At 64.8% G+C, this 12,134-nt stretch carries 12 protein-coding genes; 10 read left to right on the forward strand and 2 right to left on the reverse strand.

The window, feature by feature from the left end; genetic code table 11:
* Window positions 1–78 precede the first annotated feature (78 nt).
* Entirely contained in the window at window positions 79–1,227 is a 1,149-nt protein-coding gene (locus tag OXT71_06665; GenBank protein ID MDE2926063.1) for a zinc-binding dehydrogenase, read from the reverse strand.
* Between the two features lie 222 nt (window positions 1,228–1,449).
* On the opposite strand from OXT71_06665, the gene OXT71_06670 reads away from it, so the two are divergent.
* From OXT71_06670 to OXT71_06695, 6 genes are all read left to right on the forward strand, one after another.
* Window positions 1,450–2,607 carry a Gfo/Idh/MocA family oxidoreductase gene (locus tag OXT71_06670; protein MDE2926064.1) on the forward strand — a complete coding sequence of 386 codons (1,158 nt, stop codon included), beginning with the start codon at window positions 1,450–1,452 and terminating at the stop codon, window positions 2,605–2,607.
* Window positions 2,608–2,642: 35 nt separating this feature from the next.
* The gene (locus OXT71_06675; protein MDE2926065.1) at window positions 2,643–3,656 is read left to right on the forward strand and encodes a Gfo/Idh/MocA family oxidoreductase; all 1,014 of its coding nucleotides are present in this window, start codon (window positions 2,643–2,645) and stop codon (window positions 3,654–3,656) included.
* A 24-nt stretch (window positions 3,657–3,680) separates the two neighbouring features.
* The gene (locus tag OXT71_06680; GenBank protein MDE2926066.1) at window positions 3,681–4,727 is read left to right on the forward strand and encodes a Gfo/Idh/MocA family oxidoreductase; all 1,047 of its coding nucleotides are present in this window, start codon (window positions 3,681–3,683) and stop codon (window positions 4,725–4,727) included.
* Between the two features lie 95 nt (window positions 4,728–4,822).
* A complete protein-coding gene (locus OXT71_06685) occupies window positions 4,823–5,359 on the forward strand; it encodes a hypothetical protein (protein ID MDE2926067.1) in 537 nt (178 codons plus the stop codon).
* Between the two features lie 8 nt (window positions 5,360–5,367).
* Complete coding sequence (locus tag OXT71_06690) at window positions 5,368–6,444, forward strand: tetratricopeptide repeat protein (GenBank protein MDE2926068.1); 1,077 nt, start codon at window positions 5,368–5,370, stop codon at window positions 6,442–6,444.
* Window positions 6,441–7,634, forward strand: coding sequence for a Gfo/Idh/MocA family oxidoreductase (locus OXT71_06695; protein MDE2926069.1), 1,194 nt, complete (start codon window positions 6,441–6,443; stop codon window positions 7,632–7,634). The genes OXT71_06690 and OXT71_06695 overlap by 4 nt, the downstream gene beginning before the upstream one ends.
* A 43-nt stretch (window positions 7,635–7,677) precedes the next feature.
* Here the strand turns inward: OXT71_06695 and OXT71_06700 are convergent, their stop codons facing one another.
* A complete protein-coding gene (locus OXT71_06700) occupies window positions 7,678–8,490 on the reverse strand; it encodes an SDR family NAD(P)-dependent oxidoreductase (GenBank protein ID MDE2926070.1) in 813 nt (270 codons plus the stop codon).
* A 127-nt stretch (window positions 8,491–8,617) separates the two neighbouring features.
* On the opposite strand from OXT71_06700, the gene OXT71_06705 reads away from it, so the two are divergent.
* The 4 genes from OXT71_06705 to OXT71_06720 all read left to right on the forward strand — a co-directional run bounded on the left by OXT71_06705 (window position 8,618) and on the right by OXT71_06720 (window position 12,101).
* Entirely contained in the window at window positions 8,618–9,115 is a 498-nt protein-coding gene (locus tag OXT71_06705) for a hypothetical protein (GenBank protein ID MDE2926071.1), read from the forward strand.
* Window positions 9,116–9,198: 83 nt separating this feature from the next.
* Entirely contained in the window at window positions 9,199–10,068 is an 870-nt protein-coding gene (locus tag OXT71_06710) for a TIM barrel protein (protein MDE2926072.1), read from the forward strand.
* A complete protein-coding gene (locus tag OXT71_06715) occupies window positions 10,047–11,045 on the forward strand; it encodes a cyclase family protein (protein MDE2926073.1) in 999 nt (332 codons plus the stop codon). The genes OXT71_06710 and OXT71_06715 overlap by 22 nt, the downstream gene beginning before the upstream one ends.
* Before the next feature lie 9 nt (window positions 11,046–11,054).
* Complete coding sequence (locus tag OXT71_06720; protein MDE2926074.1) at window positions 11,055–12,101, forward strand: Gfo/Idh/MocA family oxidoreductase; 1,047 nt, start codon at window positions 11,055–11,057, stop codon at window positions 12,099–12,101.
* Window positions 12,102–12,134 lie beyond the last annotated feature (33 nt).

A 12,134-nucleotide genomic window follows, 5' to 3' on the forward strand; every position in this document is an offset into this window, starting at 1 on the left:
GACGTCAGCCTGAGATTACGCCGCCGCCGTGCATGCTGGCAAGCCGGATCGGAGGGGGAGGGGGAACCGGCGAAGACTCTACGCCGCCGCCAAACCGGGAACGATGGTGGCCTTGACGCATCGCATCCCGGACGCGGCTTCGGTGGCCGCCATGATCCCCTCCCGGCTGAACGGGAAGAGGACCTGCATCCGGTCCCACGGATAGCGGTCCAGGCACCGTTCCAACATCCGGATGCCCAGCGGAATGTCGTTGGCCGTGAAGGCCCAGCTCCCCAGTATGGTGATGTCCTTGGAGCAGATGCGGTGCCAGTTGGTCTCGATGGAGCCGGCGTCGGTGAACTGACCCATCTCGACGTAGGTGCCCCCGTCCCGGAGCATCTCGATCCCTTCCGGGCCCGCCGACGGGTGCCCGCTGGCCTCCACCACCAGATCGGCTCCGAATCTTCCCGCCAGCCGGCGAACGGCTTCGATTCGGGATCGAGGCTCCGGGTGTTCTTCCAACGACACGGTGCCGGCGGCTCCGAAGCGGCGGCAGAGGGCCAGACGCGGATTCTCGGGCGCGCCGACCACCACCACCCGTCCGGCTCCCATCTCCTGAGCGGCCACCAGGCAGAGCAGGCCGATGGGACCCGATCCCTGGATGACCACCGTGTCGCCCGAGCGAAATCCGCCCGCCGAGACGGCCCGGTTCAGGGCCCGGACGCAACACGCGAGAGGCTCCGAGAGAGTGCCCCGCAACGACGACAACCCCTCGGGCAGGCGGTAGATCTTGGTGGCGGGAAACATCTCCAGGTCGACGTAGACCATCTCGGCCCATCCGCCCCAGAGATGGGGGGGCTTCTCGAAGGGGATGTAGCGGCCGTAGTAGGTGGGTTGGAGACACTTGTTGGCCTGGGCCGGATAGTGGACGCAGTAGTAGCACTCGCCGCAAGGCATCAGCGGCGGGAGCATGACCCGGGCGCCCGTTTCCAATGGCTCTCCCATGAAATCCGAATCGAGTTCCGGACCGATCTCCTCGATCACGCCCGCCAATTCGTGGCCCAGGGTCAGGGGCCAGGGGAGAGGTTTGGGCCAATGACCCTTCAATATGTGCAGGTCGGTGCCGCAGACGCCGCAAGCCTCGATCCGGATGAGCGCCGCCTTGCGGGGCGTCGCCGGCCTCGGTACGGTGCGGATACGCGGAGAAGTCCCGGGACCGTCATAGGTCGCCACCTGAATCCGGGTCATTTCAAGCGCCATTATGTCGCCGCCGGAGACGGCCGGCAATTGACCGTCTCCCCGAATGACGTGCGGAAGAACGCCCGGCCGGGATCGGTTTGCGGCCGTGGCGACTTTCGCCGGGGGCTGGTACGCTTTACTGCGAACTTTCGGATCCGTGGATTCGGCGTGAGGCGCTTAACAGTCCGTGACGACTTTTGCCACGGGCTGTCAACGGAAAGGAATCGAGGAATGGATCGCAGACAGTTTCTCAAGGAGACCGCCTTCACCACCGGCGGAGGATTGCTGGGATTGGAGGCCGCCCGGAGCCTCCGGTCCGGAACAGCCCTGGCGGAGTCCTCTGCGGAGTCCGTGCGCGTCGGGATCATTACGGAGCCGGGAGGCCAGCACCTGAGCTGGTTCACCCGGACCCTGGGCGTCCTGGACGGTGTCGAGATGGTGGCCGCCGCCGACGAGTCGGGCGAATTCTTCGAGAAGGGCCGCGAGTACCTGGGACCCCGGGCCTCCGAATTTCAGACCTTCAAGGATTACCGCCGGATGATCGGAGAGGTTCGTCCCCAATTGGTGCTGATGGCCCTGGAGCCGGTACACACGCCCCCCGTCGTGGAGGCGGTCCTTGAGGGGGGAGCCCACGTGCTGACGGACAAGCCGGGCTGCGTGCGCCTGTCCGATTTCGAAAAGGTGGCCCGCCTGGCCGAATCCAAGAATCTGGAGCTGATGCTGGGCCTCACGAACCGGACCAATCCCGCAGCCCGAAAGGCGAGGGAGCTGGTGGAATCGGGCTTGCTGGGGAAGCTCTATGGGACGTCGATTCACCTGGTGGCGGACCACACCCGTCTGACCAAGCCTTCCTACTGGACCCGATGGGTGGCGTCCCGCGAGCGGGCCGGCGGCGGCAAGCTCATCTACCACGGAATCCATTACCTGGACCTGGCCCATTACATCGCCGGAGACACCATCACCGAGGTTGCCGGATTCGCCGAGAAGGTCGGCGACCAGCCGGTCGACCTGGAGGATTCGGCCGTCCTGGCCTACCGGATGGGTCAGGGAACGGTGGGAACCCTGAACACGGGTTACTATCTGCCCCAGGGATACAGCACCCTGGTCAAGTTCTGGGGCTCGTTGGGCTGGCTCCAGTTCGACCTGGCCGCCGGTCCCCCCATGACCTGGTACTCCACGCACCCGGACGCCCCGGGCAAGGTCCGATCGTACTACTACCCCCAGGAACCGAATACCTACACGCTGATGATGGAAGAGGCGGTGAATGCCGCTCGCGGGCTGGGCCCGTTTCCCATCACCACCCGGGAGAGCTTGAATTCACTGAGGGTGGTCTTCGCCGCCTACGATGCGGCTCGTGAAGAGGCCAGCCGGACGGTGGCCTATTCCTGATAGCCGTGATTCAGGAGGTCCAGGAGAAGAGGACGATGCCGGAGATCCCCAAAGTCGGGTGGGGCATCATAGGCGCCGGAGATATCGCGCACCGGGTGATGGCGCCGGCCATGCGGGAATGTCCCCACAGCGAGCTGGCGGCGGTGACCCGGACGACCCTCCAGGGAGCCCGGGAATTCGCCCGCCTGCACGGCGCCAGGCGCGGCTACGACAAGCTGGAGGATCTGCTGGCCGATTCCGAAGTCGAGGCCGTCTACGTGGCGACTCCCGTGGCCCGTCATCTGCCGGATACGCTGGCCGCCGCCTCCGCGGGACGCCACGTCCTGTGCGAGAAGCCGCTGGCGCTGAACGTTGCCGAAGGCGAGGCAATGGAGGAAGCCTGCCGGCGGGCGGCGATCACCTTCATGACCTGCTACTACCAGCGCTTCAACGCCAGGCATCGCAAGCTGAAGGAGCTCCTGGAAGCGGACGCCATCGGGCAGGTCACCTCGGCGCGTGTCAATTTCTCAGGCCGGAGCCTGGCCAACCCGGAGGCGTGGCGCCAGGACCCGGCGTTGAGCGGAGGCGGTCCCTACATGGACAATGCGTCTCACGCCATCGACCTGCTGCGCTTCTTCCTGGGCGAAGTGATCGAGGTCGCCGCCTTCACCGACGTGCTGTCGGGCGACTATGCCGTGGAAGATACGGCCAGTTCCCTGCTGCGCATGGCGAACGGCGCCCAGGCCGTCGTCACCGCCCACTGGAGCAGTGGGGACCCGGACGAGGACCGCAACTCCATGATCGAGATCGTGGGAACGGAGGGCATCCTCCAGTCCTCGCCGCTGCATGAGAAGTTTTCCCGGGGACGATTGTTGTTGTCCACCCGTCAGGGTGAGGAGAGGTTCGAGTTCGAAGAGAGCACCCACGTTCAGGTTCTAACCGAGTTCGCGGAGGCCCTGGCCGAAGACCGCGATCCGGCCATCACCATCCAGGACGGAGTGGCCGCCCAGCGGGTCGTGGAGGCGGTCTATGCCTCGTCCCGGAGCGGCCGGGCCATCCAACTGAAATAGAGGACACCCAGAGGAGATTTCGCCATGTCCGAAGACATCCGCGTCGGCATCATCACCAAGCACAGGGGACCCCACCTGAGCCACTACATGAGGTCGTTCGCCACCTGCCGGGGAGTGAAGCAGGTGGCCATCGCCGACTCCACCGGACGCCATTTCAAAGACGCCGGGGAGATCCTCAAGGAGCGCTATCCGGAGCTCAAGACCTACCGGAACTACCGGAGAATGCTCTCCGCCGAGAAGCCGCAACTGGTGTTGGTGACCACGGAGGCGCACATGGCGCCCAAGCGGATCCAGGCCGCCCTGGAGTCCGGCGCCCACGTGGTGTGCGAGAAGCCATCCTGTGTCCGAATCGAGGACTTCCGGAAGTTGGCGGATCTGGCGACGTCCAGGAACCTGTGCCTGATGCTGGCCATGGCCAATCGGTTCACTCCTCCGGTCCAGAAGGCTCGGGAACTGGTTCAGTCCGGAAAGCTGGGAAAGCTCTTCAGCGCCGATGTCTACATGGTGGCGGACCAGACCCGTTTGACCCGGCCCAGGACGCAAAATTCCTGGGTCTCCAAGAAGGCCCTTTCCGGCGGGGGACACCTGATCTGGCTGGGAATCCACTGGCTCGACCTGGTCCAGTACATCACCGAAGATCGAGTGCACAAGGTGGCGGGCTTCACCAGCAACGTTGGGGGCCAGCCGGTGGATATCGAGGATGCCGCCGTGCTCAGCCTCCTCTACAGAAGCGGCATGGTGGGCACCATGCACTCGGGTTACTACCTGGACCGCGGATACCACAGTCACATCGCCATCTGGGGCGAGAAGGGCTGGCTCCGGTTCGACCTGACGGCGCAGCAGCCGCTGGAATGGTACTTGACCCTCGAGGGGATGCCTCAGGGGATCCAGACCTTCTCGTACAGCCGGGGGACGAACTTTTATCTGGGGATCATCCAGGCCGCGGTGGACTGTGCCCAGGGCTCGGGAGACTCGGGAAAGAGCGCCGAAGAGAGTCTGAGCGTGCTCAGGACCATCTTCGGCCTCTACCGGGCGGCGGAGACGGGACGGACGCAAACTCTCGAGTCGTAGCCGGCGCATTCCCCGATTCGCAGGGCCGGAATGCCGCGCAGGCTCCCAGGCTCCAGAGACTCTCGCCGGTTCATTTCTGAAAGGAGAAACGAACCATGAGCCGAATCAATCGGGCGGTGATCAAGGCTGCTCTGGCCGGCGGGGGCGTGCTGTTCGTCTGGGGAGTCCTCTACTGGGCGATCCTCCCCTTTCACCAGGGGGTCTTCGGAGAATTCCGGGACGAGGACGCCGTCGCTTCGGTCCTCACGCAGAATGCGTCCCAGTCCGGCATCTACATCTATCCGGGCGGGCAGGACGAAGAAGCCGCGGAGAAAAGGGCGCGGGGTCCGTTTGCCTTCGTCGTCTTTCATCCCGGAGGAATGACATCCATGGTCCGGCCCCTGTTCACCCAAATGGGCATCCAGGTCCTGGGAGCGTTCCTGATCTCCCTGCTGCTGGGCAGGGCCGGAATTGGCGGCTATTGGGGACGGGTGGGATTCGTGGTTCTCCTGCTCTTGACTGCCGGAGTCCTGTGCCATCTCCCGAACTGGAACTGGTGGCATTTCTCCACCGGGTATATCGTCCTGGTCTTTGCGGACCTCCTCGCCGGTGGACTTCTGGCGGCTCTGGTGATGGCCCGGATCATCAGGTAGGGGGTTCCTTGGCGCTACGATCATTTCTACGGCGCAGACTCCCAGCCATCGCATTGCTGGTTCTCTCCGGTCTGGTCCCTTCAACGTTACAGGCTGCATCCAAGAAGACCGCTCGCGAGGGTCCGTACGAGCTCCGGGGCCGGATCGTGCTGCCGGACGGAGGATCTTTCCGTGGAAGCGCCCCCGTTGTGATCCTGGAGGCGGTGCGGTTCCCATTACGGCGAAGGGCCCTCGCCGGCTGGAATGGTCGGTTCCGGATCAAGAAGCTCCCCCAGTCCTCCTACAAGATGGCGATCCTGGTTCCGGGGATGGGCGAGATGAAGCGTACCGTGGACGTCGGGCCCACCTTTGCCGACAAAAAAGGACGAATCGAGGCCACTTTCGTGTTCGAACCTACCGCATTGGCCGAGCCCATGGCCACGGTCACGGCGACGCGTTTGTCGGTGGACTCGAAGGCCGTGAAGGCGTACCGGAAGGCGTTGAAGAAACTGGAGAAAGGAGAGTCGGCCGAAGCGGTCAAGGAATTGGAGAAGGCGGTCGCGATCGATTCCAGATACGCGGAGGCCTGGAACCGCCTGGGGACCATCGCTTACGTCTCCCGGGATTTCCCCCGGGCCGAGCATTGTTTCCGCCAGGCCCTCAAACACTCTCCAGAGTCCTATCCGCCCGTGGTCAATCTGGGCGCGGTCCTGCTGGAGTTGAACCAGACGAACAAGGCGCTGGGCATGAACCTTCGGGCCGTCCGGATGAAGGAAAAGGACCCACTGGCCCACGCTCAGTTGGGAACGACCTATTATCAACTGGGGCGTCACGAAAAGGCGGTCGAACACCTCAATCGGGCGAAGCAGCTCGCCCCCCGGCACCATTCCGGACCCCAGTTGATCCTGGCCGACATCTATTGGTATCGGAAGGACTATGCGGCGACCGCTGGAGAGCTGGCCGAGTTTCTCCACTATCATCCGGATTGGCCGGATGCGGCCCGGTTGAACGGCCTGCTGCAGCGGGCCAGGGCTCTTGCCGCCAGACCGGTGCAACCTCATGCCGGCGAAAAACGGGAGGCCGAAGGAGGCGAATCGAGACGATGACCGGCATCACCATGCTGGGGACCGGCCTCATCGGCGGGTTCTATACGGAGGCGCTGCAACGCAGGGGCCGGGAACAGGTTCTGACGGTCTATTCCCGGCGGCTGGAGCGGGCCCGGGAATTCGCGCGCCGGTGGGGCATTCCCCGTTGGACGGCGGACCTGGAGGAAGCCGTGGGAGATTCCCAAACCCAGGTCGTGGTGGTTGGGCTTCCCAATGACCTGCACCTGAAAGCGGTGGAGCTGGCCGCCCGCGCGGGCAAGGCGGTCCTGTGCACCAAGCCACTGGCCCGGACTGGTGCCGAAGCCCGGCGCATACTGGAGACGGTGGAGGCGGCGGGCGTGTTTGCCGGGTATCTGGAAGACCTGGTCTACACCCCCAAGACGTTGAAGGCCGTGGAAACGGTGCGGTCGGGCGCCCTGGGCCGGATTCTCTGGGTCCGTTCCCGGGAGGCCCACTCGGGGCCCCACAGCGCCTGGTTCTGGGACCATTCCCGGACCGGCGGGGGCGCCATCGTCGACCTGGGCTGCCACTGCATCGAGATCATCCGCAGTTTCGTGGGCAAGGAGGTCTACCCCAGGGAGGTCTTGTGTTGGGCCGATACCCTGGTCCATCCGGTGGAGAGCGAGGACAACTCGGTGACGCTCATCCGTTTCGACGGCGGGGCGCTGGGTCAGTTCGAGGTGAGCTGGACCTTTCGCGGGGGCATGGACCTGAGAGACGAAGTCTCGGGAACCGAGGGCACCATCTGGCTCAACCACTTCCTCAGGACCGGGTTCGAGGTCTACTCCTCGAAGGGAGGGGCCGGCTACGTGGCGGAGAAGGCGGAGGCCGAGGCCGGGTGGACATTTCCCGTGGGCGATGAGGTGGAGCAACTGGGATTCGGCCGCATGTTCGATGACATGTTCCGGTCCATGGAGGCTGGACGCTCCCCGCGGGAGACCTTCTATGACGGCTACGTGGTCAATGCAGTCATCGACGCCTGCTATCGCTCCGCCGAGTCCAAACGGTGGGAGCCCGTTGATCCGGATCCCTGGCGTGGAATTCGCGAGGCGCCGGCCGGCGGCGCGGTGGCCGAGACGCTGGGAGGGAGTCTCGTTGTAAAGCGGGAGCGAATGCCGGATGGACGCCTGAAGCTCATCTTGAAGGATCCCGAGTCGGGCCGGATCACGGAACGCTGGGAAGAGACTTGATCCGGCGTCTCTCGTCTCTCATTCCTCTTCTCTCTCCGAACCCTCAGTGCTCCATGACCATTCCACCGTCGATGTTGATGGACTGGCCATGGATCCAGGAGGCCGCCCCGGTGCAGAGATAGGCGATGAACGCCCCCACTTCCTCCCGGGTCCCGGTGCGTCCGATGGGGTGCGACTCTCCCATCTTTTCCCACTCTTCTCCCCGGCCGAACCGGTCCATGCGTGACGTGTCCACGGCGGCGGGGCAGATGCAGTTGACGTTGACCCGGTGGGGGCCCAGTTCCTGCGCCAGGGACTGGGTCATGCCGACCTGGGCGAAATTGGCGGCGCAGTAGGCCAGGGCTTCGGCGGCTCCCCGCTTGCCGGCCGAAGAGGCCACATTCACGATCTTCCCCCCGTCCCCCTGCCGGATCAAAGAGGGGATCACCGCCCGGGCGCAAAGGTAGGTGCCCCGGACCTTGACGTCCAGCACCCTCTGGAAGACGTCCGGGTCCAATTCGCCGGTGGGGACGCGGTCGGGGCCGATCGGCATGGCCGCGTTGTTGATCAGGATGTCCACCCGGCCGAACTCCTCCAGGGTGCGTGCGACCATCCTGTCCACATCTGCCACCCGGGTCACGTCCGTCACGACGGGGAGGGCTTTTCTGCCCAGTCCGCGTACCCGCTCCGCGGTGCTCTCCACATCCCGCCACCCCAGTCTCCGCTCATCGGGTGGAAAGGTTTCCGGGTCGCGGCCGGTGCCGGTGACCGCGATGTCGGCCCCCAAACGGGCCAGGGCCATGGCGGTTTCGAAACCGATGCTCCTGAGACGGCCGGCTCCGGTGATGATGGCCACCTTGCCCTTCAATTCGCCCATCTCCATGCCTCCCTGCCGCACAGTCTACTACGGCGCCCGGTCCGCCAGGCCTCCAGCTTGCCGCAGTCCCGGAAAGGACGTACTATTCTGGTCTGAATCCGAAATTAATCCACAAAGGAGGGACGCCGTGAAGATTCGGTACTTGCCGGCAATCGCATTGTTTCTGGGGGCGTCCGCGACGCTTCTTTCCCATCCCCACCTCAACAAGATGGTGAAGGCCACGCTTCCGAACAAGGTCGAGGCCAGCGTCACCTACTACACCGTGCCGGCCAACATGGAGCATGTAAAGAAGGTCCAGGTCGGGGACTTCGTCCCCACCCGCGCCGTCCTTTCCCTCTCCGGCGGCACAGCTTCCGGTTCCACCATGATTCAGGCGGGCGACTACACCATCGGCGCCATCAGGAACGCCGGCGATTGGACCCTGGCGCTCTATCCGGGCAAGCCGGCCCGCGGCATGGCTCCGGACAAGTCCAAGGTGATCTCGCTGGATTCCAGCTTCTCCGATTCGGAGGGAACCGCTCACCACGTCTCCTTCGACCTGGCGCCGGGCCACGGCAAGCTGGAAGGCAAAACCACGTTGATCTGGCACTTTGGCAATCTCTACCTTGCCGGAGCCTTGCAATAGGCGGTCTTCGTCATCATCCCGCGTGACGGGGAGAGCGAGGCGGGGTCCGGGTCGACGTGAGAAGGGCCGCGGGTTCTCCGGGCATGATTCCCGGCATCGTGAGCAACTGCTGGCAATGGCAGTTGGAACAGGGATCCGGGCTGGAGGACCTGCTGGGCCAGGCGTTGGATCGAGGTTACCTCGCCGTTGAATTGAGGCAGACCTGCCTCGGTTCTTTCGAGGAACCGGACGGCTTTGTGCCCAAGGTGCCCGCCCTCGGACGCTTGGCGGACCGTTTCCCCGAAATCCAGTTCGATCTGGCCCTCGCGTTTCCGTTCCTGGGTCCCGGCGGAGTCGTTGAAGACCCGTTGTTCCAAACGGGAGTGGAGGGCGCGCGGGCGCTCTCGGGCCGCTTTCGTCCCCACCTGCGGCTGGTCGACCTGGAGACGACCGGCGAAATGTTGCGGGACAGGGAACCGCAGGCCGCCCATGAGGTGGCCCGGCTCGCCGAACCGCTGGCGGACGCCGGAGGCTGGCTTTCGCTGGAGCATGCCCGGCAGCCTTGGACCAGCTTCACCCGGGTGATGGGCGAGGCCCGCCGCCTGCTGGGAAGCCGTTCGGACCATCTCCGCCTCTGCTACGATCCGGTCAATCTGTTGTTCGCTTCCGACCGGCCCGATCCGGCCGGGGTCGTCCGGAGCCTGGACGCCGCCAATTTGTCGATGGTCCACCTGAAGCAGTTCCATGCAGGGGAGCTCCAGATCTCGATCGAGGCTGGAGAGATCGACTGGGAGGCTCAGATTTCGGTTTTGGCACGGCATGGATACAAGGGGCCGGCCCATTTCGAGGTCCGGCCGGACGAACGAATCTGGGAGAACCTCGACCGGAGCCGGGTCTACCTGGAATCACTCGGCGGGCGTTTCAGGGACACCCGGTCCGGAGGAGAAGTGGAATGGGAAGATCGACGAATGTGAGTTCAGGAATCCTTCTGTTGTGCCTTGGCCTTTTTTCCGCCGGAGTGCATCTGGCCTGCGGGGGCGAGCAGGAGGCGGACCGCCATCGAATGACGGCCGCGGACATCGAGCGCTGGATGACGGAACTCTCGAACTGGGGCCGGTGGGGCGAGGGGGACGAGATGGGTGCGGTGAACCTGATCACCCCCGCCAAACGGCGGGCAGCGGCCCAATTGGTCCGGGAAGGGGTCTCCGTGTCGCTGGCCCGGAACGCGGAGATGGCCGAGGCCGTCGACAACCCCTATCCCTTCGTGCAAGAGATGAAGATGACGCCTCCTTTTGCCAGCGACGTCTTCTCCGTCCGCTATCACGGATACGCTCACACCCACATCGATGCTCTCTGTCACCTGATGCATGGGGGAAAGCTCTACAACGGCTTTCCGGAGTCGGAAGTGACCGAGGCGGGGGCCGGCAAGCTGGGGATCCTGGAGCTGAAGAACGGCATCTTCACCCGTGGAATTCTGATGGACATTCCGAGGCTCAAGAAGGTGCCCTATCTGGAACCGAAAACGGCCATCTATCCCGAGGATCTGGAGTCCTGGGAACGGCAGGCCGGGGTTGAAGTGGCCAGTGGCGACGCGGTCTTCATCCGGACCGGCCGCTGGGCTCGGCGCGACGAGAAGGGGCCCTGGGACGTGGGGAGCAGCTCCGCGGGGCTTCACGCGTCCTGCGTCAAGTGGTTGCGGCAGCGGGACGTCGCCCTGGTGGGCAGCGACGCCGCGTCGGACGTCCTCCCGTCGCGGATCGAGGGCGCTGGCCAGCCGGTCCATCAGTTGCTGCTCGTTTCCATGGGAGTCCCCATCTTCGACAATTGCGACCTTGAGGCGCTGGGGAACGAGGCCGAGAGACAGGGGCGCTGGGAGTTTCTGCTGACGGCGGCTCCGCTTCCGGTTCCGGGAGGGACCGGCTCTCCGTTGAATCCCATCGCGACATTCTAGGAGTCTGCCATGCAGAGAGTGAGAGTGGGCTTGATTGGAGCCGGCTGGGTGGCGGTGAATCGGCACCTGCCTGCGCTTCAGAAGATCCCGGACGTGGACCTGAAGCTGATCTGGTCCCGCGATCCCGAAAAGGCCCGGGAGGTGGCCGGCCGGTTCGGCGTCCGCGCCACCGTCTCCCGGTGGCGGGATGTGATCCACTCGGCCGAGGTGGATGCGGTCATCATCGCCACGCCGCCGGTGCTGCACCTGCCGGCCACCGTCGAGGCCCTGAACGCCGGGAAGCATGTCCTCTGCCAGGCCCGAATGGCCCGGAATCTGGATGAGGCGCAGAAAATGTTGGAGGCGGCGCGGTCCTCACGCCTGGTGACGGCCCTGTACCCGCCGCTGCCCGGTCTCAAGGGCGACCGGGCCATGATCCGTCTCCTCCACGAAGAGGAATACGTGGGGACCATCCGCGAGGTCCGGATTACCGGGATGAGCGTGGACACCGATCCCAACAGTTACCGGAGCTACCGTTGGGACCCGCAGGTCTCGGGAATCAACACCATGACTCTGGGAATGTGGAACGAGGTGGCCAATCGGTGGTTGGGGCCCACGGTCCAGGTGGCGGCGCTGGCTCAGTCGCACCGCCATGGGGGTTCCGCCGATATGGGAGTGCCCGACTCCGTGGCGGTGGCGGCCCGGCTCGAGTGCGGCGCCACCGCCACTTACCACTTCTCCAATTGGGCCGCCGGATCGCCCGGAAGCCGGATCGAGATCTACGGGGACCGGGGCGCTCTCGTCTACCAGCTTTTTGCGGAGGAGATTCGGGGGCTCACGGGAACCGGCACGGAGTTCAAGACGATTCCCGTCCCCAGTGAGGAACAGCGGGTGCAGGACACCGACTCCCAGTTCATCCGCGCCATCCTGCAAAGGACGCCGGTGGCGCCGTCTTTCCAGGAAGGACTGCTCTACATGCAGTTCCTGGAAGCCGTTGCCCTTTCGTTGAAGACGGGCCGGTCGGTCTCGCTGCCGCCCGAACCGCGAATGGAAACCTGGGACCGGTTCCTGACCTGATCCAGTCTGACCCGAATCCTGCCGGGAATTGGC

This window comes from Acidobacteriota bacterium (assembly GCA_028874215.1).
Taxonomy (GTDB): Bacteria; Acidobacteriota; UBA6911; order RPQK01; family JAJDTT01; genus JAJDTT01.

Coding starts and splice junctions, on each gene's coding strand:
- OXT71_06665 (MDE2926063.1), bottom strand. CDS start 1,227: ATGACCCGGATTCAGGTGGCGACCTATGACGGTCCCGGGACTTCTCCG.
- OXT71_06670 (MDE2926064.1), top strand. CDS start 1,450: ATGGATCGCAGACAGTTTCTCAAGGAGACCGCCTTCACCACCGGCGGA.
- OXT71_06675 (MDE2926065.1), top strand. CDS start 2,643: ATGCCGGAGATCCCCAAAGTCGGGTGGGGCATCATAGGCGCCGGAGAT.
- OXT71_06680 (MDE2926066.1), top strand. CDS start 3,681: ATGTCCGAAGACATCCGCGTCGGCATCATCACCAAGCACAGGGGACCC.
- OXT71_06685 (MDE2926067.1), top strand. CDS start 4,823: ATGAGCCGAATCAATCGGGCGGTGATCAAGGCTGCTCTGGCCGGCGGG.
- OXT71_06695 (MDE2926069.1), top strand. CDS start 6,441: ATGACCGGCATCACCATGCTGGGGACCGGCCTCATCGGCGGGTTCTAT.
- OXT71_06700 (MDE2926070.1), bottom strand. CDS start 8,490: ATGGGCGAATTGAAGGGCAAGGTGGCCATCATCACCGGAGCCGGCCGT.
- OXT71_06710 (MDE2926072.1), top strand. CDS start 9,199: ATGATTCCCGGCATCGTGAGCAACTGCTGGCAATGGCAGTTGGAACAG.
- OXT71_06715 (MDE2926073.1), top strand. CDS start 10,047: ATGGGAAGATCGACGAATGTGAGTTCAGGAATCCTTCTGTTGTGCCTT.
- OXT71_06720 (MDE2926074.1), top strand. CDS start 11,055: ATGCAGAGAGTGAGAGTGGGCTTGATTGGAGCCGGCTGGGTGGCGGTG.